The following is a 25648-nucleotide window of genomic DNA, read 5'->3' as shown; positions in this document are numbered from 1 at the left end:
GCCTCACGCGGAAGGTGAGCGCGGGCGATAGGACTGCAGCCAATGCTCCAGCTGTTCCGGGAGCATTGGCCGCGCAAACAGAAAGCCCTGCTTTTCGTCCACGCCGACCTCGTCGAGGAAGTGGTTTTCGCTCTCGGTCTCTACCCCTTCGGCGATCACCCGGAAGGCCAGCGCCTCCGCCGCCGCGACGATCGCGCGTACCAGGGATTGCGATACCGGATTGAAATTCACCCCGCGCACGAAGCTTTTATCCAGCTTGATGGCGTCCAGAGGTATACGCGCCAGCTGCGCCAGTGACGAATAGCCGGTGCCGAAGTCGTCGAGATGCACCTGCGCGCCCAGTTCGCGTAGCCGGGTGATCAGCGCGCGCGCGCGGTTCTCGTCTTCAATCAGACTGCTTTCGGTCAGCTCGAAGTCCAGCAGACAGGGGGCCATGCGATGATGGCGCAGCACCCCGAGCAGGTCGTTGACGATGCCGTCGTCGGCCAACTGCCGGGCGGAGAGGTTGACCGCTACCCGCAGGTTCAATCCCTGTTCTTGCCACTGCGCTGCCTGGCTGGCGGCGGTCTGCAGCACCCATTGGCCCAGCGGGCCGATCAGGCCGGACTCCTCGGCGTAGGAGATGAACTGCAGCGGCGGGATCAGGCCGCGCTCCGGCGAATCCCAGCGCACCAGCGCTTCCACGCTGTGCACTTCGCCGCTGCGCGCGTCGATTTTAGGCTGGTAATACAACACCAGCTGATTTTGCTCCAGCCCTTTACGCAGATTGGTGTCCAGCCACATGTATTCGGCGACGCGTTTGTTCATCTCCGGCGAGAAGACGGTATAGGTGCGTTTGCCGTGCTCCTTGGCGACGTACATGGCGGTATCGGCGCTGCGGATCAGGCTGTCGAGATCGTTGCCGTGCTCCGGGCACAGCGCGATGCCGATCGAACAGCCGGTATACACCTCAATCAGGCCGATGCGGAAAGGGGTTTTCAGCCTGTCGATAATGCGCTGCGCCAGCGTTTGCAGGCGCTCGCGATCGGTTTGCGGCGCCAGCACCAGAAATTCGTCGCCGCCGAGGCGGGCGAGCACCTGATCCGGGCTCAGGCAGCCGAGGATCGCCAGCGCGACTTCGACCAGCAGCCGATCGCCGAACATATGGCCGTAGGCGTCGTTGACCTTTTTGAAGTTGTCGAGATCGAGGTACACCAGGCCGAAGCTCTCTTCGCTGCGCGTAGCGATGGCGTGGTTGATCTTATCCTGGATAGCGTTACGGTTAGGCAGGCCGGTGATAAGATCGGTGTTGGCCAGCACCCGCAGCCGTTCCTGCGCACGGCGTTCTTCGGTGATGTCGGTGCCGGAGCAGATCAAAAACACCTCGTTCTTGCCGCTGCCGCTGTGCACGAACTTATTGCGGAACAGAAACAGCCGTTCGCCCTTGACCGTCTTTACCCAACGCTCCACCTCATAAGACGATCCGTTGCGGAAGAAGCCGGCGATGTTGCGCCGCGAGGCGGCGGCTTCTTCCGGGCTCATAAACAGCTGGAAAACGTTTTTGCCGATCACCTCGTGTTCGTGCAGCCCGGTGTACTCCTCGCTCAGCCGGTTGAAACGCTGAATGCGGCCGTGCTGATCGACGATCACGATCACCGAGTTGGCTTCGGACACCACCTGCTCGGCAAAGGAGAGGCCGTGCACCAGATCGCGCGCCACGGATGGGGTGTCGCTGAAGGCGGAAGCGGTGCCCGCCCATTCGAGGTTGTTGACGCGGCGCCCGACCAGATGCAGATGCAGCGGTTCGCCGGCCAGCGTAATGGTCAGCTCAAGGCTGGCGGTTACGCCGGTTAGACGGCGAATTTTCGCCGCGTCCATGGCGCTGAGTGCCACCGCGACGTGGGCTTTGCCCTTAACGGCGGACAGCTCCAGGGCATTGCTGTCAAACGCCAGCCGCCAGTGGGGGCTTTGGGTGCCGAAGTGGGCGTTAAGAAGCTCAGGGCCTTGGTCTGCGGGCATGATGATTCCTCAAAAGAGCACGGTCGGCCGGTCGGCGCAGCTCCGGGCAGCCTGTTGGCCCGAAAGCGATCGCCGTACGCATCTGTGCATCATATAACAGGTTTTTGCAGGCGGGACGGGTGATGGAAACTATTATATAAGCAATGATTAGTTTTGCGGTGTAAACGTCGCCCGGCGGCCGCTTGCCTTAAAGTGTAGGAGAACATCGGATCCTATGATGCTTGTACTGACTTCCCCCTGCTATCGGAAAACGGTTGAGGCAAGATTGCCGTGCTGGCGAGTAAATTATAGCGGTGAGGGGAAAGCGGAAAAATAACTCCACCGGGGGGATTTTTGCCGAGAAATTAAAATTTCCATCAAATAAACGCCATCTTCATAGTTTTCTCATAATTGGTGAATAAATCCGAGACGGGTTTTAAAAAGTTTACACACCCTCGCATTACTTGAATTTTATCAGCCTATTATTATCTCCGACGACGAATGAGCCTGTTAACGTACAGCGCTCCTGATGAAGAAAAACTTTTAAGGAAATGATTATGCGTAAATTGACGGCTTTATTTATTGCTTCCACGCTGGCTCTGGGTTCTGCTTCCGCGGCGTTCGCCGCCGATACGGTGACTGCCCCGGCGGCGGATGCGGCGCCGATGAAAATGATGCATCACAAGGGTGAAGGTAAAGGCGGCCCGTTCGCCGGGTTGAACCTGACCGAGCAGCAGCGCCAGCAGATGCGCGATATCATGAAAGAGTCGCACCAGAAGCGCGGGCCGGGCATGAAAGAAGAACGCCAGGCGCTGCACAATCTGGTCGCTTCCGACAGCTTTGACGAAGCGAAGGCGAAGGCGCAAATTGACGCGATCGGCAAAGCACAATCCGAACGCATGCTGGAACGCGCCAAAGCGGAAAATAAAATGTATAACCTGCTGACGCCTGAGCAGAAAAAACAATACAATGAGAATTATCAGAAACGCGAGCAAAAGATGATGGACCACATGAATAAAATGAAGGAGCAGATGTCCTCCGGTCAGTAATATCCGCTCGCGGTGAGTAAAAAAGGGCCAGGCTATTTGTCTGGCCCTTTTTCTATTTGGCGTTATCGCCGGCAGACTTTGTCGTGAGTGATAATCATTCTCCGCCGACAATGTGCTGGAAATGTTCGGCAACGGCCTGCGCAAAGCACGGGTCGTTAATATGATAAGGCGTTTTTATCAACCGGCGTTTGTCGGTGGCGTGCACCGTTTCTTCCAGCGCCTGCGTAAAGGCGGCCAGCGCCGCCGGATCCCAGAACGGTTGCCCGGGCGCATCCAAAGCCGATACGCCGCCCGTCGGGATAACGAAACGCACTTCGCCCGCGCAGGCGTTGATTTTTTCGCCCATCCAACGCCCCATTAACGCATTCTCCCGCGCGCTGGTACGCACCAGCGTCACTTGTGGGTTGTGATGGTGACGCAGACGGTTGGCATAGCGAGCCGGCACCGTATTCGGCGCGCCGAAGTTGATCATGTCTATCGCGCCACAGGAGAGCACGCACGGGATGCCGGTACGCGCGATGGCACCAAAACGATCCATATTGCAGGGCAGCACACCGCCAAACAGGTAATCGGCCATTTCGGTGGTGGTCAAATCGATGGCGCCGTGCAGTTGGCGGTTATCGATCAGTTTTTCCAACGACCTGCCGCCGCTGCCAGTCGCATGAAACGTCAGACAATCCCATTGTGTTCCCAGTTCGGCCACCAACGCCTGAATGCAGGGCGTGGTGACGCCAAACGTCGTCAGGCCGATCGCGGGTTTGTTGTCGTGATAGTCGACGGCGGCGAAGTGCACTGCGCCGGCTATCTGGCGTGTCGCGTTGCCTAGCACCTGTCGCGAGATGCGGTTAAGACCGGCGAGATCGGTGACCGAATACAGCATGTTGATATCGCTGGCGCCGACATAGGCGGAAACGTCTCCTGCCGCCATGCTTGAGACCATTATTTTCGGCAGGCCAATCGGCAGCTGCTGCATGGCCGGTGTGATGATGGCGGTGCCGCCGGAGCCGCCCAGACCCAGCAAGGCGGCGATATCGCGGCGCGTCAGGATAAAACGTTCGAAAGCGGTCGCCATAGCGGCGATCGCCTGGCCGCGACTGGCGCAAAAGACCGCACCGGCGCCTGCCGGATGGTGGCGAGCAACGTCCTCTGGACCGATATCGGCCGGGGAGTCAAACGGCAAGCGACGAGTGGAAAGATCGACGGTTCGCGTGGGTAAATTCAGGGCAGCGATTAGCCGCCGTACATACTCCAACTCTTGTCCTTTCGTATCTGCTGTGGTAGCAATATAGACAAAATTTGAAGTTTCTTTCATGTGTCTTCCTGGGGTGTTTCTAATTTTTATTTAAAAATCATTTTATTATATTTTTTAGGGTGCCCTGGTGTTGGCATTTAAATTAAATTGATTAATGTATTTATATAATGAGACGGTAGTATCATTTTTGCAAGGGCAGCTCAGTGCAAAATGGGACTCCTGTCTCATTTTTGAGCTTTTCAACGTGGCCGGCGCTTTGCCGGTAGCCAGTCGACAGAGGCGCATCCTCTGTTGCGCAAGCGTGTGCAGATGTATGAGGTTTAAGTGCCGATAAATGCTTTTCCCACCCCGTTCGATCCTTCACTGACTTCCACACGGGCAAAAACCTACCGTTTGTTGCTGGCCAGCGCGATGGCGCTGTATGACGAAGGGGCGTTTCCTTCGATCACCGAGCTGGCGGCGCATGCCCAGGTATCGCGCGCGACCGCCTACCGTTATTTTCCGACCCAGAGTGCGCTGATTAGCGCCGTGGTGGCGGAAAGCCTGGGGCCTATTCTGGAATGGCGCCCGCAGGACGACGATGCCCTGAAGCGTATCCAGCAGTTGCTGACCTTCGCCTATCCTCAGATGGAACGGCACGAGGGAGCATTGCGTGCGGCACTGCAGCTCTCTTTGCAGCAGTGGGCGCACGCCACGCCGGGCGAAAAATTCGTGCGCGGCAACCGCAAGCGTCTGTTGGCGCTGGCGGTAGAACCGTTGCAGGGCAAACTGCCGCCGGATTCTCTACAGAGAGTGATTCATGCTTTCTCGCTGATTTACGGCTCGGAGGTATTCCTGGTGTTGAAAGATATCTGGGGGCTGGAACTTGAGGGCATTCAGGACGTCACGCAATGGATGGCCAAAGCCATCCTGCGTCAGGCGGAAGAGGACGCGACGAACCGCAAAAAAACATCAGCAGGATAATCCAATTTTTGCCGATGACCGAGTGAAAAACCAGCATAATTCACTGAGTGAATATTGGCAAAATTTATAATTAAAAGTGATAAAAGACGCCTGTTAAGCACTTTTCAGGCGGCCATCTCCTTCATTCGATCTTTATTTATATTTTTATTTATCAGCGTATTAAGGTTTTTCCTCTCACTTTTTATCGCCGCTTCGCTACCGGCAAACGTCATTGCCATTTCTTATTGGCGTTGGCCTGATTCACCCCTGAAACGTTCTCTCCCCCCGCCGAACTGCCGAGTGACACATTAAGCGCACTTGAGATTGTTGTGCTTTATTTATTTGGTGTTACCAAACTGTTACACAAAAAATCTTATAAAACATTTGCAAACAACAACGGACGGTATCTGGGATGGAGAAGAAACTTAGAGGAGTCAAATCCGCTCGGGCGGCCTTCGGCTGGCCTGAAATCGGAGTTCATCGCGCACAATGGAGCGCGATGCTGATCTGCCTGACGGCGATCGGCGGGGCGCAGGCCTCCAGCTATATAGAGAACGGCAAAGCGGGCGATCCGGCCAGTTGGCGCAGCAGTGAGTTCAACGCGGAATGGGGGCTGGGAGCGATCCACGCCGACCAGGCCTACGCCGCCGGTTATACCGGAAAAGGCATCAAACTCGGTATTTTCGATCAGCCAGTCTACGCCAAGCACCCCGAATTTTCCGGCCCAGATAAGGTGATCAATCTGGTTACCCATGGCACTCGCGAATACACCGATCCCTATATTCCAGTGAAAAAAGGCGATGACTTCCGCTATGACGGTACGCCAAGCACCGACTCCAGCGGCAAATTAGGCTCGCACGGCACCCACGTGGGCGGCATCGCCGCCGGCAGCCGCGACGGTGGCGCCATGCATGGGGTGGCATTCAACGCGCAGATCATCAGCGCAGAAAACGGCGACCCCGGCCCGGAGGACGGCATTGTGCTCGGTAACGACGGCGCGGTTTACCAGGCCGGCTGGGAGGCGCTGGTGGCCAGCGGCGCGCGCATCATCAATAACAGTTGGGGCATCGGCATCACCGAGAAATTCGATGAAGGCGGGTATGACCCGGCTTATCCGCACTTCACGGTGAACGATGCGCAAAAGCAGTTCGATCAGATCAAAACGATCCTGGGCACCAAGCCCGGTGGCGCCTATCAGGGCGCGATCGACGCGGCGCGCAGCGGCGTGGTCACCATCTTCGCCGCCGGCAACGACGGTAACCTCAACAACCCGGATGCCATGGCCGGCCTGGCCTACTTCGTGCCGGACATCGCGCCGAACTGGCTGTCGGTCGCCAGCCTGCAGGATCCCAACAATACCGGCGATTACAGCATCAGCACCTTCTCTTCCCGTTGCGGCTATACCGCCAGTTTGTGCGTCTCGGCACCGGGTACCCGGGTGTACAGCTCGGTGATCGCGGGCACCGGTGTGGACGACCTGACGACCGGCTATGCCAATAAAAGCGGTACCTCGATGGCGGCGCCGCACGTGGCCGGCAGCGTTGCGGTGCTGATGGAGCGTTTCCCGTATTTGAATGGCGCGCAGGTGGCGGAAGTGCTGAAAACCACCGCCACCGACATGGGCGCGCCGGGCATCGACGCGCTCTACGGCTGGGGGATGATCAACCTGGGCAAGGCCATCAACGGCCCGGGCATGTTGGTGACCGCTGAGGATATTCCCGAAGAGTTCCGCATCCCGGATCCGACGGGCGTGGCTTATGGCCCGACCCAGTTCGTGGTCGATCTGCCGGGCGTCGGCGCGGTGCTGGACAAGGGTAAACCGACCGAGCGCGTCTGCAGCAGCGATCTTTGCGGCCTGGACTTCTGGAGCAACGACATCTCCGGCCACGGCGGCCTGACCAAGCAGGGCATCGGCACCCTGGTGCTGACCGGTAACAACACCTATGCCGGCCCGACGCTGGTCAATCAGGGGCGGCTGGCTGTCAACGGTTCGGTCACCTCGGCCGTCAGCGTGCAGAGCGGCGGTATTGTCGGCGGCAGTGGCACGGTCGGTTCGCTGACCGCCCGTGATGGCGGCACCGTGGCGCCGGGCAACTCGATCGGCACCCTGAACGTGGCCGGCAACGTCAGCTTCGAGCCGGGCTCGCGCTACGCGGTGGAAGTGGGCCCGAACGGCCAGAGCGATCGGATCCAGAGCAGCGGATCGGCGACGATCGGCGGCGGCGAGGTGGCGGTGACGCTGGAGAACAGCCCCAACCTGCTGACGCAAAGCGAGGTGCGCAGCCTGCTGGGCCAGCAGTACACCATTTTGAGCGCGCAGCAGGGGGTGAGCGGGCAGTTTGACGCGGTGGCGCCGAACTACCTGTTCCTCGGCACCGGGCTGAGCTACCAGCCGACCGGGGTGACGCTGAGCGTCGGGCGCAACGGCACGAGCTTCGCCAGCGTGGCGCAGACCTCGAACGAGCGGGCGGTGGCGGCGGCGGCGGATGCGCTGGCGGCGGGCAACCCGGTGTACGAGAGCCTGCTCAACAGCGGCACGGCGGGCGAAGCGCGGCAGGCGTTCCGTCAGCTGTCGGGGCAAATCCATGCGGATATCGCCTCGGCGCTGGTGAACGACAGCCGCTACCTGCGTGAGGCGCTGAACGGGCGTCTGCGTCAGGCGGAAGGGCTGGCGAGCTCGTCGGCCATCAAGGCGGACGAGGACGGCGCCTGGGCGCAGCTGCTGGGGGCATGGGACCACGCGTCGGGCGACGCCAACGCCACCGGCTATCAGGCCTCGACCTACGGGGTGCTGGTGGGGCTGGACTCGGCGGTTGCGGGCGACGGGCGACTGGGGGTGGCGACCGGCTACACCCGCACCTCGCTGCACGGCGGTTACGGGTCGAAGGCGGACAGCGACAACTACCACCTGGCGGCGTACGGCGACAAGCAGTTCGGGGCGCTGGCGCTGCGCGGCGGGGCGGGCTACACCTGGCACCGCATCGACACCAAGCGGTCGGTGAACTACGGGATGCAGTCGGACCGTGACACGGCGAAGTACAGCGCGCGCACCGAACAGCTGTTCGCGGAAGCGGGCTACGGCGTGCAGGGTGAATGGCTGAACCTGGAGCCGTTCGTCAACCTGGCGTACGTGAACTTCGAAAACAACGGCATCGCGGAAAGCGGCGGCGCGGCGGCATTGCGCGGCGACAAGCAGCATACCGACGCGACGGTGTCGACGCTGGGCCTGCGTGCGGACACCGAATGGCAGGTGAGCGCGGGCACGACGGTGGCGCTGCGCAGTGAGCTGGGGTGGCAACACCAGTACGGCGGGCTGGAGCGAGGCACCGGACTGCGGTTCAACGGCGGCAACGCGCCGTTCGTGGTGGACAGCGTGCCGGTGTCGCGTGACGGCATGGTGTTGAAGGCAGGGGCGGAAGTGGCGGTGAACGAAAACGCCACGCTGTCGCTGGGCTACGGCGGGCTGCTGTCGCAAAACCATCAGGACAACAGCGTCAACGCCGGCTTCACCTGGCGTTTCTAAGCAACATTGACTCAATCCTTGTACGGGAACCGTCTGCGGGCGGTTCCTTTTTCACATCCTGCTAATGAGAACCCGGCGCACCTGGGGCGTCGGCCAATAACAAGCAAAAGGTAAGGAAATGACAACAACAATGGGTTTTGATAGCAAAGGAAACGCTCGCCGCTTGCCGTGGCGGCTGAACGCGTTGGTCTGCTGCATGGCGCTGGCGGGGTATGCACAGGCGGCGCCGCACGAGGTGAACGGCCAACCCGGCGATCCGGCCAGCTGGCGCAGCGCCGAATTCAACGCCAACTGGGGGCTGGGGGCGATCCACGCCGATGAGGCCTACGCCGCCGGCTACACCGGCAAAGGGCAGAAGGTGGGCATTTTCGACACTCCGGTCAACCGTCATCCCGAGTTCGCCGGTGACGGCAAACTGATCAACGTCGTCACCGAGGGCTACCGCGCCTATACCGATCCACACCGGCCGGGGATTAACGCCGGCGATCGTTTTTACTTCGACGGCACCTTCCACTTCTACAGCGGCTCGCAGGGCATGCTGAGCAATCACGGGGTGCACGTCGCGGGGATCAGCGCGGCGAACCGCGACGGCATCGGCATGCACGGCGTGGCCTTCGATTCGCAGGTGATTAGCGTCGATAACGATAACGACGGCCCGGCCTACGGCGAATTCCTCGGCCTGGACGGCGCCGTCACCAATGCCGGCTGGCAGGCGATGATCAACAGCGGTGCGCGGGTGATCAACAACAGTTGGGGCGTCAGTATTCCCGATTTCCTGTCCGACGGCGGCCGCGATCCTAACGCGCTGCACTTTGAGCTGAAGGATGCGCAGGAACAATTCGATCAGGTCAAACCGCTGCTCGGCAGCCTGGCCGGCGCAGGCTATCAGGGCGCGATCGATGCGGCGCGCAAAAACATTCTGGTGCTGTTCGCCGCCGGCAACGACGGCAACTACAACCAGCCGGATGTGATCAGCGGGCTGGCCTACTTCGTGCCGGACATCGCGCCGAACTGGCTGTCGGTCGCCAGCGTGGCGCAGGATGCGGCATCGACCAACAGCGTGCCTTATACCATCAGCAGCTTCTCTTCCCGCTGCGGCTATACCGCCAGCTTCTGCGTCTCGTCGCCGGGCAGCAAAATCTACAGCACCGTGGCCAACGGTTCCGATCCGGCCAACCTGGTGTCGGACTACGGCAATAAAAACGGCACCTCGATGGCGACGCCGCACGTGACCGGCGCGGTGGCGGTGTTGCTGCAGCGCTTCCCGTACATGAGCTCGGCGCAGATTGCCGACGTGCTGAAAACCACCGCCACCGACATGGGTGCGCCGGGCATCGACGCGCTCTACGGCTGGGGGATGATCAACCTGGGCAAGGCTATCAACGGCCCGGGCATGTTCTATACCGTCGAAGATATTCCTGCGGAGTTCCGCATCCCGGATCCGACGGGCGTGGCCTACGGCCCGACCCAGTTTGTCGCCAATATTCCGGGGAGGGGCGCCGAGGTGGATGCCGGTACGCTGCACGCCAGGAAATGTGATGACTTCCACTGTGGATGGGAAATCTACTCCAACAACATTTCCGGCCACGGCGGCCTGACCAAAGAGGGCGCGGGAACCCTGGAGCTGACCGGCACCAACACCTATGCCGGCCCGACGCTGGTCAATCAGGGGCTGCTGGCCGTCAACGGCTCGGTCACCTCGGCCGTCAGCGTGCAGAACGGCGGCATCGTCGGCGGCAGCGGCACGGTCGGTTCGCTGATCGCCCGTCAGGGCGGCACCGTGGCGCCGGGCAACTCGATCGGCACCCTGAGCGTGGCCGGCAACGTCAGCTTCGAACCGGGGTCGCGCTACGCGGTGGAGGTGGGCCCGAACGGCCAGAGCGATCGGATCCAGAGCAGCGGATCGGCGACGATCGGCGGCGGCGAGGTGGCGGTGACGCTGGAGAACAGCCCCAACCTGCTGACGCAAAGCGAGGTGCGCAGCCTGCTGGGCCAGCAGTACACCGTCCTGAGCGCGCAGCAGGGGGTCAGCGGGCAGTTTGACGCGGTGGCGCCGAACTACCTGTTCCTCGGCACCGGGCTGAGCTACCAGCCGACCGGGGTGACGCTGAGCGTCGGGCGCAACGGCACGAGCTTCGCCAGCGTGGCGCAGACCTCGAACGAGCGGGCGGTGGCGGTGGCGGCGGATGCGCTGGCGGCGGGCAACCCGTTGTACGAGAGCCTGCTCACCAGCGGCACGGCGGGCGAAGCGCGGCAGGCGTTCCGTCAGCTGTCGGGGCAAATCCATGCGGATATCGCCTCGGCGCTGGTGAACGACAGCCGCTACCTGCGTGAGGCGCTGAACGGGCGTCTGCGTCAGGCGGAAGGGCTGGCGAGTTCGTCGGCCATCAAGGCGGACGAGGGCGGTGCCTGGGCGCAGCTGCTGGGAGCGTGGGACCACGCGTCGGGCGACGCCAACGCCACCGGCTATCAGGCCTCGACCTACGGGGTGCTGGTGGGGCTGGACTCGGCGGCGGCGGACGACTGGCGGCTGGGGGTGGCGACCGGCTACACCCGTACCTCGCTGCACGGGGGGTACGGGTCGAAGGCGGACAGCGACAACTACCACCTGGCGGCGTACGGCGACAAGCAGTTCGGGGCGCTGGCGCTGCGTGGCGGGGCGGGCTACACCTGGCATCGCATCGACACCAAACGGTCGGTGAACTACGGGATGCAGTCGGACCGTGACACGGCGAAGTACAGCGCGCGCACCGAACAGCTGTTCGCGGAAGCGGGCTACAGCGTGCAGGGCGAGTGGCTGAACCTGGAGCCGTTCGTGAACCTGGCGTACGTGAACTTCGAGAACAACGGCATCGCGGAAAGCGGCGGCGCGGCGGCATTGCGCGGCGACAAGCAGCACACGGATGCGACGGTGTCGACGCTGGGCCTGCGTGCGGACACCGAATGGCAGGTGAGCGCGGGCACGACGGTGGCGCTGCGCAGTGAGCTGGGGTGGCAACACCAGTACGGCGGGCTGGACCGTGGCACCGGACTGCGGTTCAACGGCGGCAACGCGCCGTTCGTGGTGGACAGCGTGCCGGTGTCGCGTGACGGCATGGTGTTGAAGGCAGGGGCGGAAGTGGCGGTGAACGAGAATGCCACGCTGTCGCTGGGCTACGGCGGACTGCTGTCGCAAAACCATCAGGACAACAGCGTCAACGCCGGCTTCACCTGGCGCTTCTGACGTTCAGCAGCGATCTCAAGGACAACGGAGCCGGCATGCCGGCTCCGTTTTTATTTGCGGCTGTGGGGTGAGTCCGTATGATGGCGCGGCGCCAGGGCAATAAAAAACCGGGACCCTGACGGATCCCGGCTTAAAAGTGGGTAAAACAGATTAGCGCTAAAGGCTCAAGCCCCGTTTGATTTGCGCAGTCCGAGCGATGTGGACATCGTCTCAGTAGCGGCAACGGAACAAATTTTCCCTGGTGTTACTATGGTTATTATTAAAAAACGTGCTGGTGTTATTTTTTATAGTGTATTGCTGTATGTCTCTTTTGATACCATGTTTGACGATGCAACATGGTATGTCAAGCAACGTTTTTAACGCATAATTGCATGAGATGCTAGTTTTAGATGTGGCTTTTTCAGCAGAAATAATCAAAACGACTGATAAATCAGTAAAAAAAATCGAAGGAACAAATGGATAACAATCACCAAAAATTCGATTCACAGTCGATTGCCAATCGGGTCAGGGAGCTGTTTTTACATTACGGGATTGGAAAACGTCAGCATGCCCGCGAGCTCAGCCGCATCTTGGATCTGAGTTTTTCACATGCGCACCGCAAACTGAAAGGGCAAAGCCCCTGGACGCTGGAACAGATCAACAGCGTCGCGGCCGCGCTCGGAGAAACGCCGGCGGCGATCGCCGATTTGAGCGCCGAACACGAGACTCCCGAGCCAAACATGGCGCGCGATGCCATCTTTGTCGTGGCGGGGGTGGCGATACCTTGCGTCGGGCACATCGGCGACGAGCTTCCTGCCGGGCGGCCGGCGGAATTTGTGGCGCTGCGCGTGGAAGGGCAGTGGCATATCTATCGCACCGATGAGGCGCCGGCAGGCCCGCGTTACGGCGTCGATCTGATCGAAATCCGGCCCGGCTTCGGCGACGACGAGCGGCTGAGCATCGCGGTATTGGACGATTCGCATCAGGCGGCCGATGAACTGGCCAAGTATCTGGGTGGCTGCGGGTTCAACGCGGTGGCGTTTTACGACGTCGACAGTTTCTGTCAGGCGTTGCAGCAAAGCCTGTTCGACGGTTATGTGGTGGACTGGTTGATCGGTGAGGAAACGGCGGATCGCTGTATCGCTACCATCCGCGCCTCCGACAATCCGGACGCGCCGGTACTGGTGCTGACCGGTGAACTGGGCACCGACCGACGCGAATCGGAAATCGCTCAGGCGATGCGCGAGTACGATGTGCTCGGCCCTTATGAAAAACCGGTGCGGCTCCATGTGATCGAAGCCGCACTGCAACGCTGTTTTAATCTTTAGCGGGGAACACCTCGGCCAGCGCGCTCGACAGCGCATCCAGTCGAACCGGCTTCATCAGGTAGTTATCGAACAGGGCGCGCTGATCCGCCGTTAACTGCTCCGGCGTGTAGGCGCTGATGCCGATGATCGGCACATGGCGGTTGGGGCCGCGACGGTTGCGCAGCTGCCTGGCCAGAGCAGCGCCGTCGATGCCCGGCATCTGCAAATCCAGCAACAGCGCATCGTAAGGACGTCTGAGCAGCTTCTGCAGCGCGCGTTCCGGCGAGTCGCACAGTTCGTGCTGGTAACCCAGCTTGTCCAGCAGCGCCGCAAAGGCGTCACCCACCGACTTGTTGTCATCCACCACCAGAACCTGCTGCGGCTTATGCTGCAGAGAGGCATTGGCAGCGGCGGGCTCGTCGGCACGTTCGTCTTCACTGATCTGCACCGGAATGCTGACGATAAAGGTGCTGCCCTTCTTGATTTCGCTGTACACCGTGATGGTGCCGTTGAGCAACGTCACCAGGCCGTGCACGATCGCCAACCCCATCCCCACGCCGGCATACTGCTTGGTATGCGACTGATCCAACTGGGTAAAGGGCTTGAAGATCTGATCGAGCTGGTCTTTTTCGATACCGATGCCGGTGTCAGTCACTTCGATAATCAACGAACTGCCGCCCGGTTGGCGGCGCAGGCAGCTGTGCAGCGTAATGCTGCCGCTTTCGGTGTACTTGTAGGCGTTGGTCAGCAGGTTGACGATAATCTGCCGGATGCGCAGCGGATCGGAGTGCACCAGCAGGTGGCTGCATTCCACTTCACAGCTGAGTTTGACCTGTTCTTTGCGGGTCAGGGTGGCGATTTCGTTGGCGGTCTCCGCGATCAGCTTCTGCGCGTCGAACGGTACGATGCGCAATTCCATCATGCCGCTGTCGAGGTGCGCGTAGTCGGTCAGATCTTTCATCTGGCTTTCGATTTGCTGCGCGGCGGTCTCCAGCCGCTGGAAGGTGTCCGCATGCTCTGCCGACACCCGGGTATTCACCAGCACGTCGATGGCCGACATCACGCTCTGCAATGAGGTGCGCAGCTCGTGGCCAATAGCGCCGAGGAAGGCGTTTTTGGTGCGCGTCGCTTTCTCCGCCTCAATCGCCTTGGCCTGTTGGCGAATGGTCAGCCGCTGTTGACGGAACACGATCAGGGTGATGGCGATCAGCGCGATCACCGAGAACATGACGATCACCAGCCCATAGAAAATAATGTGCCGCTTCTCGATGTAGTCCTCATAGGCGGCGGTGCGCTGCTTCACCTCGGCATGGTCGGTCAGGTTGGCCATTTCGATGGAGTAAGGCTTGATGGCCTTCATGGCCGCGAAAACCTGGTCGAAGTCGATTTTCGGGCTGTCCAGCAGCTTATCGATGCGATCCATCTGCAGGCGCATCTGTTTGACCACTTCCGGGTAGCCCGGCTCGGCGTACAGCGGCTGGGTCGATTCGGAGACGGTTTCCAGCACGTAAAAACGCGAATAGAGGATTTCGAACCGCAGCCGCAGGTTGTCGTTGTCCACCTGCGGCGCGTGACTTTGCTGTTCGACCAGCGTGTCGAACTCCGCCAGCTTGATGGAGAACTTGGCGATCGACCAGGAGTAGTTCTCCTGCGTGCCGGCGATGGCATACAGCCCTTTCTTCGACAGGGTGGCGCTGTAGTAATAGAGCGTGACGGTTGAAGCCACTAAAAACAGCGCGGCAAAGATGGCCGGGATCGCCAGCCTGCTGCCGTTCTTAAAGGTCGTCAGCTTCATTTGATCACGATCCTGTCGACTTGCCAGATAAAGCGTGAATTGTACAACGGCGAGTTCAGTTCAGGCCCGGCGGCGTCACGCGGGTACACCAGGAACAGCGGGCCGAAGTTTCTGAGCTTCAGCATTTCCCCGTCCATCTTGTAGGCCAGGATCATGTTGTATTTCGTGACGTCGGACAGCGGCACGTCGATGTAATAATCGTTCAGCGCGTAGAAGGTCAGCGTCTCGCCCTTGGCGCCGACGCGCTCCAGGATATCGGCCACCGAAATCCCTTCGAATTTTCTCTGCGGCGTCCAGGACGTGGAGGTGGTGATGCTGCGCACCGGCATCGCCAACAGTTGTTTATCGGTGAACAGATAGCTTTTGTTGACCGGGTCGGTCACGTTGTCGATCTTGCCCGCCACTTCCAGGGTAAAGCTGAGGGCGCTGCTCTGGGCGATAATCAGGGCCACGCAGGCTATCGCAAGGGTTTTGCATAGTTTGAACAGCATCGGTGTTCTCCAGAGGCGCGGGGAGGTTGTATCAGTCCCGCTAATTTATCAGGCAGAATAATGGCAGAAAAAGCAGGCGGGTGCGAAGGGAATAGTAAACCGCACAAAAAGAACAGGTCTGGGTCGGTCGGCCCGTGCGCGTAACCTTTCCCTTCCGTTTGTCAGCCGTTCCGATGTGCTTTCAACAGCTGGGCCAGCTGCGTCAGGCCTGCCGTTAGCTCGTCCAGTGAGGGGGAACCCAGGCACAGGCGAATGCCCGATTCACTTTCGCCGTCATTGACCATGACCGCGGCCGGCGGCGTGACTTTAACGCCCGCCAACGCGGCGGCGGCGGCCACAGACTCGGCGGTTTCGCGCGGCATCGGCAGCCAGACATGGTAAGCGTCGGGATGCGATACGCATTCGTCGGCATCGAATATCGAGGTAGCCAGATGCACTCTTCGCTGAGCCTCATGGCGCAACGCTTGCGGTATCACCTCGATCGCGCCGCTGGACAACCACTCCCCCACCACGGCGCAAGACAGTGGCGAAGGTGCGAAGGGAATATCTTGCAAGGCTTCTTCCGCCGCGGTTTGCATGTCGGGCGGTAGAGTCAGCATACCGATCCGCAACCCCGGGCCGAGCGTTTTCGACAGGCCATTGACATGGAACACCCGCTCGGGTGCCAACGTCGCGAGCGCAGGCACTGCTGAATGCCCTAGGGCATACACGCCATCCTCGATGATCCAGACATTCGCCTGCCGGCATATCTCGACGATAGCCCGCCTGCGCTCGGCGCTCATGGTGGCGGTCGTCGGGTTATGCAGCGTCGGTGTCAGATAGACCGCAATATGGCCGGAGGAGACACGCTCGAGCGCGCTCGCCAGCGCCTGCGGCACCATGCCTTGCGCATCGATCTCCACGCCGATCAGGCGATGGCCTTTACGTCGGGCCAGCGCGATCGCGCCGGGGTAGGTCAGCCTCTCGGTCAGTATCGTCCCGCGTGGCCCGCAGGCCAGGTCAAATGCCAACGAAATCGCCTGACGGGCATTGCTGGTCAGCGCCAGGTGCGACGGTTCGATCGTGACGCCGGCGTTTTCCAGCCAGCGGGCCAACAGACGCCGATGTTCCAAGTGCCCGGTCGGAGGGGAATAGAGGTTCAGATGATCTGCATCCATTTTCCGTGCGATGCCGGCCAGCGTGCGTGCCAGCAAACGGTCAGTCAGCATCGCCGGCGGCGCATTGGACGAGAGATCGATTTCACGTTCTTCACGGGCGCGGCGGATCGCCACGAACATCCCGCGCCCCTTCACGCTGCGGACCAGCCCGCGTCGTTCCAGGATGGCGTAGGCTTTGGTCACCGTGCCCAGACCGATCGCCAATTGCCAGGCGAGGGGGCGGTGTGCCGGCAAACGATCGCCTCCTTGCAGCTTGCCCTCGATAATGTCGTCAGCCAACGCCAGCACCAGCCGTTCGACGGTAGTGGCTTCCACGTTGGCCAGGCGGGGTTGCCAGGGGGATTGAAGCCGCATGGTCGCTCCCCGGAGAAAGAATATAGTGTCACGTGACACTATTTAAATAGGCGAAAAGTGTAACACATACTATGTTGGTGAGGAGTCCCGGCGTTTTCAACAACGGCTCGGCCGTAAGGCGGGCCAGCGGAGTTTTTCCATGATGGTCAGTCAGCTTGCATTGGTTTACGGCGCCTATCTCCTCGCTACCGCCAGCCCCGGCCCCAGCAACATGGCGATCATGGGCGTGGCGATGCGTGACGGCCGCAGGCCCGCATTGGTGCTGGCCGCCGGCGTGATGACCGGATCGCTGTGCTGGGCGATGTTGGCCGCGACCGGCCTTTCCGCCGTGTTGGCCACGTATGCGCAGGCGCTGTGGACCATCAAAATCGTTGGCGGCGTGTATATGCTGTATCTGGCGCTGCGCGCTGGAAAGTCCGCGTTACGGACGTCCGCCGCGGCGCCGGGCATGGCCGCAGGGCGCGATGCGCGGCCTTATCGGGCGCTTTATCGGCAGGGCGTGCTGATGCACCTCGGCAATCCCAAGGCCATCATGTCCTGGATGGCGATCATGTCGCTGGGATTGCGGCAAGGCGCGCCTGAGCAGGTTTTACCGGCAATTATTGGCGGTTGCGCGCTGCTCGGCGTGACGATTTTCGGGGGGTATGCCCTGCTGTTCTCAACGGCGCCGATGATCGCGTTTTACACCCGGGTGAGGCGCTGGATTGAAGGAACGCTTGCGCTGCTGTTCGCTTTGGCGGGCCTGGAGCTGTTGATATCGCGGGGGTAATGAACGCCCGGCGTTAACCTGAGGAGAGAAGCGATGGTTTTTGGCATGCAGATGGTGGATGTCTTTGGCGCCGGGCCGCTTGCCGGCAATCCGTTGGCGGTGATCACGGGCGCCGAAGCGTTGTCGACGGAGGTCATGCAGCGTTTGACGCGTTGGTTCAACCTGTCGGAGACGGCCTTTTTGCTGCCGCCGACGCACCCCCAGGCGGATTACCGGGTGCGGATATTCACGCTGGATCGTGAAATGCCGTTTGCCGGGCACCCGACGCTGGGCAGTTGTCATGCCTGGCTCACTGCGGAGGGGATGCCGCGCAATGAGGCGGAGATCATCCAGGAGTGTGGGGCGGGCTTGGTGAGCATTCGCCGCGAGGCCGGACGGCTGTGTTTTGCCGCGCCGCCGTTGATTCGCTCCGGGGCGCCTTCAGAAGCGGCGTTGGCCGACGCGCTGCGGTTTTTGGGGATCGCGCCTGAGGAGGCGCTCGATGCCGCCTGGATCGATAACGGTCCGGGGTGGCTGGGGATCCGGCTGGCCAGCGCCGAGCGGGTGCTTTCCCTGACGCCGGCGAGAAGCTGGCCGCGCAGAGTGGACATGGGCGTCGTCGGCCCACATGCCGATGGTGACGCAGCCTTCGAAGTTCGCGCCTTTTTGAGCGATCATCTTGGCGCTATCGTCGAAGATCCGGTCACCGGCAGCCTCAATGCCTCCCTGGCCCAGTGGTTGTTCGCAAGCGGCGTGGTCAGCGGCGGCTATATCGCCGCTCAGGGGCGCTGCCGTGGGCGCAACGGACGCGTGCATGTCACCCGCGACGAGAGCGGCCGGATTTGGGTGGGCGGCGATACGCGCACTCAGGTCGAAGGGCGGCTGCAAGGGATTGGCACGGCGTAGAACGCGCCGCCGCACCGCGTGCGGCTGAGCTGAATATCGATTTTCATCCGATAAGGAGTGAGCAGTATGTCTGCAACGGCCATCGATACCTTGAAAATGCTGGTGCGTTACAAAGCCTGGGCGAACGCCTTGACCTTTGACTGTGTGGCGGCCTTGCCGGAAGGCGAAGCGCTGCGGCCGCGCCCGACCCGTTTCGGCAATATGGTGCATACCTTGAATCATGTGTATGTGGTGGACGATATCTTCAGGCACCATCTGCAAGGTCGCAAGCATGGCTACCTCGCGCGCAACACCGAGCAAACGCCTGCGCTTGACGACTTGCGGTGCGCGGTGGAGGAAATGGACCGCTGGTATATCGAACAGGTGGACAGCTGGTCACCCGAGGCGCTGGCGCAGGTGGTACATTTCGAGTTCGTCGGCGGGGGGGAAGGCCGGATGACGCGCCAGGAAATCGTGCTGCATGTCGTCAACCACGCGACCTATCATCGCGGTTTTGTCGGCGATATGCTCTATCAAGTACCCTTCGCCTCGCCGGCGAACGATTTGCCGGTGTTTCTTCGCGATCATTACCGCCGGGCGCCGTGAGGCGAGCGAGATAAATAAAAAAAGCCAGACGCTTTCGCGCCTGGCCTGTTACGCGCCGAAACCCGGCGAGGTTGCGCCTCAGCGCATGGTGACGAACTCTTCCGCCGCGGTCGGGTGGATCGCTACGGTGTTGTCGAAGTCCTTCTTGGTGGCGCCCATCTTCACTGCCACCGCGAAGCCCTGCAGGATTTCATCCATGCCGAAGCCGATGCCGTGCAGGCCGACGATCTTCTCTTCTTTACCCGCGCACACCAGCTTCATGCGGCACGGCTGGCGGTGCTGCGTCACGGCGCTGTACATGGCGGTGAAGGAGGATTTGTACACCTTCACGTTGTCCGCGCCGAATTTCTCGATGGCTTCCGGCTCGGTCAGGCCGACGGTGCCGATCGGCGGGTGGCTGAATACCACGGTGGCGATGTTGCTGTAATCCAGGTGCTCGTCCGGCTTGTTGTTGAACAGGCGCTCGGACAGGCGGCGGCCGGCGGCCACGGCGACCGGGGTTAGCTCTACCGCGCCGGTGTTGTCGCCCACCGCGTAGATGCCTTTGACGTTGGTGTTCTGGAACTTATCGACGTCAATGTAGCCTTGCTCGTTGGTTTTCACCCCGGTGACGCCGAGGTTCAGGTTGTCGGTCGCCGGTTCGCGGCCGATGGCCCAAATCAGGCAGTCGACGGTGAATGCTTTGCCGTTTTCCAGCTGCAGCGTCAGGCTGCCGTCGGCGTTCTTGACGATCGCTTTCGGCACCGATTCGGTGTGCAGGCTCGGCCCCTCGGTGTTCATTACTTCCACCAGGGTTTCGACGATCATCGGATCGAAGCTGCGCAGCGGCGCGTGCTTGCGCACGAACAGGTGCGTTTCCGCGCCGAGCGCGTTCAGCACGCCGGCGATCTCCACGGCGATATAGCCGGCGCCGACTACGGCGACGCGTTTCGGCATGGCGTCCAGCTCAAAGAAGCCGTCGGAGTCGATGCCGTATTCCGCACCCGGAATAGCCGGATGGCTCGGGCGGCCGCCGGTGGCGATCAGGATGTGGTCGGCGGTGATGGTCTCGCCGTTCACCTCCACGGTGTGCGCATCCACGAAGCGCGCGAAGCCTTTGATCACGTCGACCTTGTTCTTGCCCAGCACGTTATCGTAGGAGTTGTGGATGCGGTCGATATAGGCGGTGCGGTTGGCGACCAGCTTCTTCCAGTCGAAGGCGTTGACGGTGGTGTCGAAGCCGTAGTCCGGGCCGTACTGATGGATGGCCTCGGCGATCTGCGCCGCGTGCCACATGACTTTTTTCGGTACACAACCCACGTTTACACAGGTGCCGCCCAGCTCTTTGGCTTCAATCAGCGCACACTTTTGGCCATACATGGCTGCCCGGTTGATCGATGCGATACCGCCGCTGCCGCCGCCAATTGCTAGATAATCGTAATGTTTCGTCATCTGGGATTTCCATGAGTTGTGAATTTGAAGAGGGTAAGAGTTTAACGCCTGACCGGGGTTTGTCGCAAAGATTGCGTCGATGGCTGCGATAGGTGGACGCAGGGCGCGGCAAACCGCGCCCTGATGGGGATTATTCCGGTACCACCCAGTTCACCAGATGGTGACCGATGCCCGACGGCACCAGCACCTTGTGCAGCCACGGCAGCACGTTTTTCATCTGCTGTTCCAGCTTCCACGGCGGATTGATGACGATCATGCCGGAGGCGGTCATACCGCGCTGATCGCTGTCGGGTTTCACCGCCAGCTCGATCTGCAGGATGCGGCGAATGCCGGTGGCTTCCAGATCGCGCAGCATGCGTTTGATCTGCTGGCGCATCACCACCGGGTACCACAGCGCATAGGTGCCGGTGGCGAAACGCTTGTAGCCTTCCTGAATGCCTTTGACCACGTCCTGGTAATCGGTCTTCATTTCATACGGCGGGTCCATCAGGATCAGGCCGCGGCGCGACAGGGGCGGCAGCTGGGATTTCAGCTGCTGATAGCCGTCGGCGCGCTGCACTTTGGCGCGTTCGTCTTTCTGGAACTCGCTGCGCAGCAGCGGGTAGTCGCTCGGGTGCAGCTCGGTCAGGTGGATTTTGTCCTGCGGGCGCAGCAGCTGGCGGGCGATCAGCGGCGAACCGGGATAGTAGCGCAGCGTGCCGGAACGGTTGAAGTTGTGCACCACGCTCATGTAGGCCGCCAGCTCTTCCGGCAGATCGTCGCGTTGCCACAGCAAGCCGATGCCTTCCAGGTATTCGCCGGTGCGCTCGGCGTGTTCGCCGCTGAGCTGATAACGGCCCGCGCCCGAGTGGGTATCCAGGTATAGGAACGGCTTCTCTTTTTCCTTCAGCGACTCGATGATCAGGCTCTGAACGGTGTGTTTGAGCACGTCGGCGTGGTTGCCGGCGTGGAAACTGTGGCGATAACTTAACATGACGGGTGGCGGTTCCTTGTGCTCCGCAGACGGAGCATTCAATGCAATAAGGCTTATAATCTGCACAGTATAAACTGTCTGGCCGGGAAAAACCGGACTCCGTTGCCGCAGACGTTAACAGAAAGGGACAGGACGATGAGCAAACAGGCGATTTTGGCGAATTACCCCGACGCGGCGCGCTGGGCGTTCGGCGACGGCCCGGCGTTAGCCGACGAACTGCTGGGATTGGTGCTGAGCGGGGATAAAACCGCCACCTGCAGTTCCTATGCGAGCTATCGTCGGGAACAAACCCCGCGGATCGGCGATTACAGCATCGTTCTCGATGGCCGCGGCGAACCGGCCTGCGTGATCAGAACCCTGGCGCTGCGCCTGGTGCGCTACGACCAGGTGACCGCCGAGATGGCGGCCAAAGAGGGCGAAGGCGACAAAAGCCTGGCGTTTTGGCGCGAGGGGCATCAGGCATTCTTTACCCGCGAGGGGAGCTTTGCGCCGGACATGTGGCTGGTGTTCGAAGAATTCGAACGGGTTGAAACGCTGTGAATCACAAGGAGAAAGGATGAGCTGCATTTTTTGCGACATCGTGGCGGGCAAGGCGCCGTGCCATAAAATCTGGGAAGACGACGACCATCTGGCGTTCCTGTCCATCTTTCCCAACACCGACGGCTTCAGCGTGGTGATCCCCAAGGCGCACCACCCGAGCTACGCCTTTGACCTGCCGGACGAGGTGCTGAGCGCGTTGATGCTGGCGACCAAGCGGGTGGCAAAGCAGCTGGATCGCGCGTTCGACGACGTCGGCCGCTGCGGCATGGTGTTCGAGGGCTACGGCGTTGACCATGTGCACGCCAAACTGATCCCGCTGCACGGCACCGCGTCGCTGGAACAGTGGCGGCCGATCGAATCGACCTCGCCGAAGTTTTTCGCGCGTTACGAAGGCTATATCTCCTCCCACGACGCGGCGCGCGCCGACGACGAACAGCTGGCGGCGCTGGCCGCCCGCATTCGCCAATGCGCCGTTTAAGGCACGAACGATCAACGCCGGGCATTGATTTTCCTGTTGCCTGGCTCCATGTTAGAGATTCATACGCATTTTAAGGCTCGCCCCCGTGGCGGGCCCCAACGCTAATCAGGACTGCCCTATGACAAATCCGTTGCTGACCCCGTTTTCCCTGCCGCCGTTTTCGGCGATCCGCCCTGAAGATATCGTGCCTGCGGTGCAATCCGCGCTGGCGGACTGCCGCGCAGCGGTAGAGCGCGTGGTCGCGCAGCCGGGGCCGTTCACCTGGGACAATCTGTGTCAGCCGTTGGCGGAGTCGGACGATCGCCTGTCGCGCATCTGGTCGCCGATCGGGCACCTGAACTCGGTGAAAAACAGCCCGGAGCTGCGTGCCGCCTATGAGCAGGCGCTGCCCTTGCTGTCCGAGTACGGCACCTGGGTTGGCCAGCACGAAGGGCTGTACCAGGCCTACCGCAGCCTGAAAGAGGGCGCGGCGTTCGAGACGCTGAGCGTGCCGCAGCGCAAGGCGGTGGACAACGCGCTGCGCGACTTCGAGCTGTCGGGCATCGGCCTGTCGGCGGACAAACAGCAGCGCTACGGCGAGATCGTCGCACGCCTGTCCGAGCTGGGCTCCACCTACAGCAACAACGTGCTCGACGCCACCATGGGCTGGAGCAAACTGATTACCGACGAAGCCGAGCTGAGCGGCCTGCCGGAGAGCGCCCTGGCGCAGGCCCAGGCGATGGCGCAGGCCAAAGAGCAGGACGGCTGGCTGCTGACGCTGGACATGCCGAGCTACCTGCCGGTGCTGACCTACGCCGACAACCGCGCGCTGCGTGAAGAGATGTACCGCGCCTTCGCCACCCGCGCCTCCGATCAGGGGCCGAACGCCGGCAAATGGGACAACAGCGAAGTGATGGCGGAAACGCTGGCGCTGCGCCATGAGCTGGCTCAGCTGCTGGGCTTTGACACCTACGCCGACAAGTCGCTGGCGACCAAGATGGCGGAAAGCCCGGAGCAGGTGATCGGCTTCCTGAGCGATCTGGCCAAGCGCGCCCGCCCGCAGGCCGAGCAGGAGCTGGCACAGCTGCGCGCCTTCGCCAAACAGCACTATGGCGTGGACGAGCTCGACGCCTGGGACATCACCTATTACGGCGAAAAACAGAAGCAACACCTGTTCTCCATCAGCGACGAGCAGCTGCGCCCGTACTTCCCGGAACAGCGTGTGGTGGAAGGGCTGTTCGAAGTGGTGAAACGCATCTACGGCATCACCGCCAAAGAGCGTAAAGACGTGGAGACCTGGCATCCGGACGTGCGCTTCTTCGATCTGTTCGACGCCGACGGCGAGCTGCGCGGCAGTTTCTACCTCGATCTGTACGCCCGCGAAAACAAACGCGGCGGCGCCTGGATGGACGACTGCGTCGGCAGCCTGCGCAAGGCTGACGGCACGCTGCAAAAACCGGTCGCTTACCTGACCTGCAACTTCAACCGTCCGCTGGGCGACCAGCCGGCGCTGTTCACCCATAACGAAGTGACCACGCTGTTCCACGAGTTCGGCCACGGTCTGCACCATATGCTGACGCAGATCGATACCGCCGGCGTCTCAGGCATCAACGGGGTGCCGTGGGATGCGGTCGAACTGCCGAGCCAGTTTATGGAAAACTGGTGCTGGGAGCCGGAAGCGCTGGCGTTTATCTCGGGCCATTACCAGAGCGGCGAGCCGCTGCCGAAGGCCATGCTCGACAAGCTGCTGGCGGCCAAGAATTACCAGGCGGCGCTGTTCATCCTGCGCCAGCTCGAGTTCGGCCTGTTCGATTTCCGCATGCATTTCGAATACAGCCCGGAAAAAGGCGCGCAGATCCTGCCGACGCTGGCGGAAGTGAAGAAAATGGTGGCGGTGGTGCCTTCGCCGAGCTGGGGCCGCTTCCCGCACGCCTTCAGCCACATCTTCGCCGGCGGCTACGCGGCGGGTTACTACAGCTACCTGTGGGCGGAAGTACTGTCGGCCGACGCCTACTCGCGCTTCGAAGAAGAGGGGATTTTCAACGCCGAGACCGGCAAATCCTTCCTCGACAACATCCTGTCGCGCGGCGGGTCGGAAGAGCCGATGACGCTGTTCAAACGCTTCCGTGGCCGCGAGCCGCAGCTGGATGCTATGCTGCGCCATTACGGCATTAAAGGATAACCCGACACGTGAGCGTGTGTTTATTGTGTGAAGCAGGCGCCGATCCCGGCGCCTTGTCTGTTTTGGCGCAGCGCTGGCAGCTGACGTCCGACGACGATGCGCCGATGGCGCTGGTACTGACGCCGGAACGGCTGGAGCTGCGTAAGCGCGACGAGCCGAAGCTCGGCGGGATCTATGTCGACTTCGTCACCGGCACCATGGCGCACCGGCGCCGTTTCGGCGGCGGCCGCGGCGAGGCGGTGGCCAAGGCGGTCGGCATCAAGGGCAGCTACCTGCCGGACGTGGTGGACGCTACTGCCGGGCTGGGGCGCGACGCCTTCGTGCTGGCGGCGCTGGGCTGCCGGGTGCGGATGCTGGAGCGCAATCCGGTGGTGGCGGCGTTGCTGGACGACGGCCTGCAGCGCGGCTATCAGGATGCGGAAATCGGCCCGTGGCTGCGCGAGCGCCTGACGCTGTTGCACGCTTCCAGCCTGACGGCGCTGGCGGATCTCAGCCCGCGCCCCGAGGTGGTGTATCTCGATCCGATGTTCCCGCACAAGCAAAAAAGCGCGCTGGTGAAGAAAGAGATGCGGGTGTTTCAATCGCTGGTGGGCAGCGACGATGACGCCGATGGCCTGCTGGAGCCGGCGCGCCGCCTGGCGACCAAGCGCGTGGTGGTGAAACGCCCGGACTACGCGCCGCCGCTGGCCGACGTGCCGGCGCACGCCGCCACGCTGACCAAAAGCCACCGTTTCGATATCTACATGCCGCTGTAATGTCAGCCGGGCCCGCCGTGTC

The 25648-nt window shown here is 61.5% G+C and carries 19 protein-coding genes; 12 read left to right on the top strand and 7 right to left on the bottom strand.

Going from position 1 to position 25648, the window contains the following annotated elements; genetic code table 11:
* Positions 1-3: 3 nt before the first annotated feature.
* Positions 4-1998, bottom strand: a complete 1995-nt coding sequence (pdeR, locus tag WA302_RS24065; RefSeq protein ID WP_025304630.1) for a cyclic di-GMP phosphodiesterase — start codon at positions 1996-1998, stop codon at positions 4-6.
* Between the two features lie 536 nt (positions 1999-2534).
* Between pdeR and spy the strand changes: the two genes are divergently transcribed.
* Entirely contained in the window at positions 2535-3026 is a 492-nt protein-coding gene (spy, locus tag WA302_RS24060) for an ATP-independent periplasmic protein-refolding chaperone Spy (RefSeq protein WP_043142950.1), read from the top strand.
* Between the two features lie 94 nt (positions 3027-3120).
* On the opposite strand, the gene WA302_RS24055 is transcribed toward spy, so the two are convergent.
* The gene (locus tag WA302_RS24055; RefSeq protein WP_151429183.1) at positions 3121-4338 is read right to left on the bottom strand and encodes a Tm-1-like ATP-binding domain-containing protein; all 1218 of its coding nucleotides are present in this window, start codon (positions 4336-4338) and stop codon (positions 3121-3123) included.
* Between the two features lie 264 nt (positions 4339-4602).
* On the opposite strand from WA302_RS24055, the gene WA302_RS24050 reads away from it, so the two are divergent.
* The 4 genes from WA302_RS24050 to WA302_RS24035 all read left to right on the top strand — a co-directional run bounded on the left by WA302_RS24050 (position 4603) and on the right by WA302_RS24035 (position 13273).
* Positions 4603-5241 (top strand): TetR/AcrR family transcriptional regulator, encoded by a 639-nt coding sequence (locus tag WA302_RS24050; protein WP_038630005.1) that lies wholly within the window; start codon positions 4603-4605, stop codon positions 5239-5241.
* 478 nt (positions 5242-5719) lie between these two features.
* Positions 5720-8743 carry an autotransporter outer membrane beta-barrel domain-containing protein gene (locus tag WA302_RS24045; protein ID WP_336064767.1) on the top strand — a complete coding sequence of 1008 codons (3024 nt, stop codon included), beginning with the start codon at positions 5720-5722 and terminating at the stop codon, positions 8741-8743.
* 196 nt (positions 8744-8939) lie between these two features.
* Positions 8940-11966: an autotransporter outer membrane beta-barrel domain-containing protein gene (locus WA302_RS24040; protein WP_443018050.1), complete on the top strand. Its 3027-nt coding sequence runs from the start codon at positions 8940-8942 to the stop codon at positions 11964-11966.
* 455 nt (positions 11967-12421) lie between these two features.
* The gene (locus tag WA302_RS24035) at positions 12422-13273 is read left to right on the top strand and encodes a helix-turn-helix domain-containing protein (protein ID WP_025304624.1); all 852 of its coding nucleotides are present in this window, start codon (positions 12422-12424) and stop codon (positions 13271-13273) included.
* Here WA302_RS24035 and WA302_RS24030 read toward each other — a convergent pair.
* From WA302_RS24030 to WA302_RS24020, 3 genes are all read right to left on the bottom strand, one after another.
* Positions 13263-15047, bottom strand: coding sequence for an ATP-binding response regulator (locus WA302_RS24030; RefSeq protein WP_025304623.1), 1785 nt, complete (start codon positions 15045-15047; stop codon positions 13263-13265). The genes WA302_RS24035 and WA302_RS24030 overlap by 11 nt on opposite strands.
* Positions 15044-15538 carry a molybdopterin-dependent oxidoreductase gene (locus WA302_RS24025; protein WP_049205620.1) on the bottom strand — a complete coding sequence of 165 codons (495 nt, stop codon included), beginning with the start codon at positions 15536-15538 and terminating at the stop codon, positions 15044-15046. The genes WA302_RS24030 and WA302_RS24025 overlap by 4 nt, the downstream gene beginning before the upstream one ends.
* A 161-nt stretch (positions 15539-15699) precedes the next feature.
* On the bottom strand, positions 15700-17049 hold the full coding sequence (locus tag WA302_RS24020) for an aminotransferase-like domain-containing protein (RefSeq protein WP_049205619.1): 1350 nt from the start codon (positions 17047-17049) through the stop codon (positions 15700-15702).
* A 139-nt stretch (positions 17050-17188) separates the two neighbouring features.
* Here WA302_RS24020 and WA302_RS24015 point away from each other — a divergent pair, with 139 nt between their 5' ends.
* From WA302_RS24015 to WA302_RS24005, 3 genes are all read left to right on the top strand, one after another.
* Positions 17189-17818, top strand: a complete 630-nt coding sequence (locus WA302_RS24015) for a LysE family translocator (RefSeq protein ID WP_043139101.1) — start codon at positions 17189-17191, stop codon at positions 17816-17818.
* A 33-nt stretch (positions 17819-17851) separates the two neighbouring features.
* On the top strand, positions 17852-18703 hold the full coding sequence (locus tag WA302_RS24010) for a PhzF family phenazine biosynthesis protein (protein WP_049205616.1): 852 nt from the start codon (positions 17852-17854) through the stop codon (positions 18701-18703).
* A gap of 66 nt (positions 18704-18769) precedes the next feature.
* Positions 18770-19288 (top strand): DinB family protein, encoded by a 519-nt coding sequence (locus WA302_RS24005; RefSeq protein ID WP_044030067.1) that lies wholly within the window; start codon positions 18770-18772, stop codon positions 19286-19288.
* Positions 19289-19366: 78 nt separating this feature from the next.
* On the opposite strand, the gene gorA is transcribed toward WA302_RS24005, so the two are convergent.
* Positions 19367-20719, bottom strand: coding sequence for a glutathione-disulfide reductase (gene gorA, locus WA302_RS24000; protein ID WP_025304617.1), 1353 nt, complete (start codon positions 20717-20719; stop codon positions 19367-19369).
* Between the two features lie 130 nt (positions 20720-20849).
* Positions 20850-21692 (bottom strand): 23S rRNA (adenine(2030)-N(6))-methyltransferase RlmJ, encoded by an 843-nt coding sequence (locus tag WA302_RS23995; protein WP_004931012.1) that lies wholly within the window; start codon positions 21690-21692, stop codon positions 20850-20852.
* A gap of 135 nt (positions 21693-21827) precedes the next feature.
* Here WA302_RS23995 and WA302_RS23990 point away from each other — a divergent pair, with 135 nt between their 5' ends.
* From WA302_RS23990 to rsmJ, 4 genes are all read left to right on the top strand, one after another.
* Positions 21828-22232, top strand: coding sequence for an ASCH domain-containing protein (locus tag WA302_RS23990; RefSeq protein ID WP_025304616.1), 405 nt, complete (start codon positions 21828-21830; stop codon positions 22230-22232).
* A gap of 16 nt (positions 22233-22248) precedes the next feature.
* Complete coding sequence (locus tag WA302_RS23985) at positions 22249-22710, top strand: HIT family protein (RefSeq protein ID WP_025304615.1); 462 nt, start codon at positions 22249-22251, stop codon at positions 22708-22710.
* 118 nt (positions 22711-22828) lie between these two features.
* Entirely contained in the window at positions 22829-24871 is a 2043-nt protein-coding gene (prlC, locus tag WA302_RS23980; RefSeq protein WP_025304614.1) for an oligopeptidase A, read from the top strand.
* Between the two features lie 8 nt (positions 24872-24879).
* Positions 24880-25626 (top strand): 16S rRNA (guanine(1516)-N(2))-methyltransferase RsmJ, encoded by a 747-nt coding sequence (gene rsmJ, locus WA302_RS23975; protein ID WP_025304613.1) that lies wholly within the window; start codon positions 24880-24882, stop codon positions 25624-25626.
* Positions 25627-25648: the final 22 nt, after the last annotated feature.

It is taken from the genome of Serratia sp. 201 (genome assembly GCF_037027545.1).
GTDB classification, from domain to species: domain Bacteria; phylum Pseudomonadota; class Gammaproteobacteria; order Enterobacterales; family Enterobacteriaceae; genus Serratia; species Serratia bockelmannii.
The sequence above is the reverse complement of the archived record's forward strand: the minus strand, read 5'-3'. Positions and strand labels throughout refer to the sequence as shown.

Bases quoted from the DNA above. Each gene is read 5' to 3' on its own strand.
- WA302_RS24030 (WP_025304623.1), bottom strand. From the start codon at position 15,047: ATGAAGCTGACGACCTTTAAGAACGGCAGCAGGCTGGCGATCCCGGCC.
- WA302_RS24010 (WP_049205616.1), top strand. From the start codon at position 17,852: ATGGTTTTTGGCATGCAGATGGTGGATGTCTTTGGCGCCGGGCCGCTT.
- WA302_RS23995 (WP_004931012.1), bottom strand. From the start codon at position 21,692: ATGTTAAGTTATCGCCACAGTTTCCACGCCGGCAACCACGCCGACGTG.
- WA302_RS24020 (WP_049205619.1), bottom strand. From the start codon at position 17,049: ATGCGGCTTCAATCCCCCTGGCAACCCCGCCTGGCCAACGTGGAAGCC.
- WA302_RS24005 (WP_044030067.1), top strand. From the start codon at position 18,770: ATGTCTGCAACGGCCATCGATACCTTGAAAATGCTGGTGCGTTACAAA.
- WA302_RS24015 (WP_043139101.1), top strand. From the start codon at position 17,189: ATGATGGTCAGTCAGCTTGCATTGGTTTACGGCGCCTATCTCCTCGCT.
- WA302_RS24035 (WP_025304624.1), top strand. From the start codon at position 12,422: ATGGATAACAATCACCAAAAATTCGATTCACAGTCGATTGCCAATCGG.
- spy (WP_043142950.1), top strand. From the start codon at position 2,535: ATGCGTAAATTGACGGCTTTATTTATTGCTTCCACGCTGGCTCTGGGT.
- WA302_RS24055 (WP_151429183.1), bottom strand. From the start codon at position 4,338: ATGAAAGAAACTTCAAATTTTGTCTATATTGCTACCACAGCAGATACG.
- WA302_RS23985 (WP_025304615.1), top strand. From the start codon at position 22,249: ATGAGCTGCATTTTTTGCGACATCGTGGCGGGCAAGGCGCCGTGCCAT.
- WA302_RS24025 (WP_049205620.1), bottom strand. From the start codon at position 15,538: ATGCTGTTCAAACTATGCAAAACCCTTGCGATAGCCTGCGTGGCCCTG.
- WA302_RS23990 (WP_025304616.1), top strand. From the start codon at position 21,828: ATGAGCAAACAGGCGATTTTGGCGAATTACCCCGACGCGGCGCGCTGG.
- pdeR (WP_025304630.1), bottom strand. From the start codon at position 1,998: ATGCCCGCAGACCAAGGCCCTGAGCTTCTTAACGCCCACTTCGGCACC.
- gorA (WP_025304617.1), bottom strand. From the start codon at position 20,719: ATGACGAAACATTACGATTATCTAGCAATTGGCGGCGGCAGCGGCGGT.
- WA302_RS24040 (WP_443018050.1), top strand. From the start codon at position 8,940: ATGGCGCTGGCGGGGTATGCACAGGCGGCGCCGCACGAGGTGAACGGC.
- prlC (WP_025304614.1), top strand. From the start codon at position 22,829: ATGACAAATCCGTTGCTGACCCCGTTTTCCCTGCCGCCGTTTTCGGCG.
- WA302_RS24045 (WP_336064767.1), top strand. From the start codon at position 5,720: ATGCTGATCTGCCTGACGGCGATCGGCGGGGCGCAGGCCTCCAGCTAT.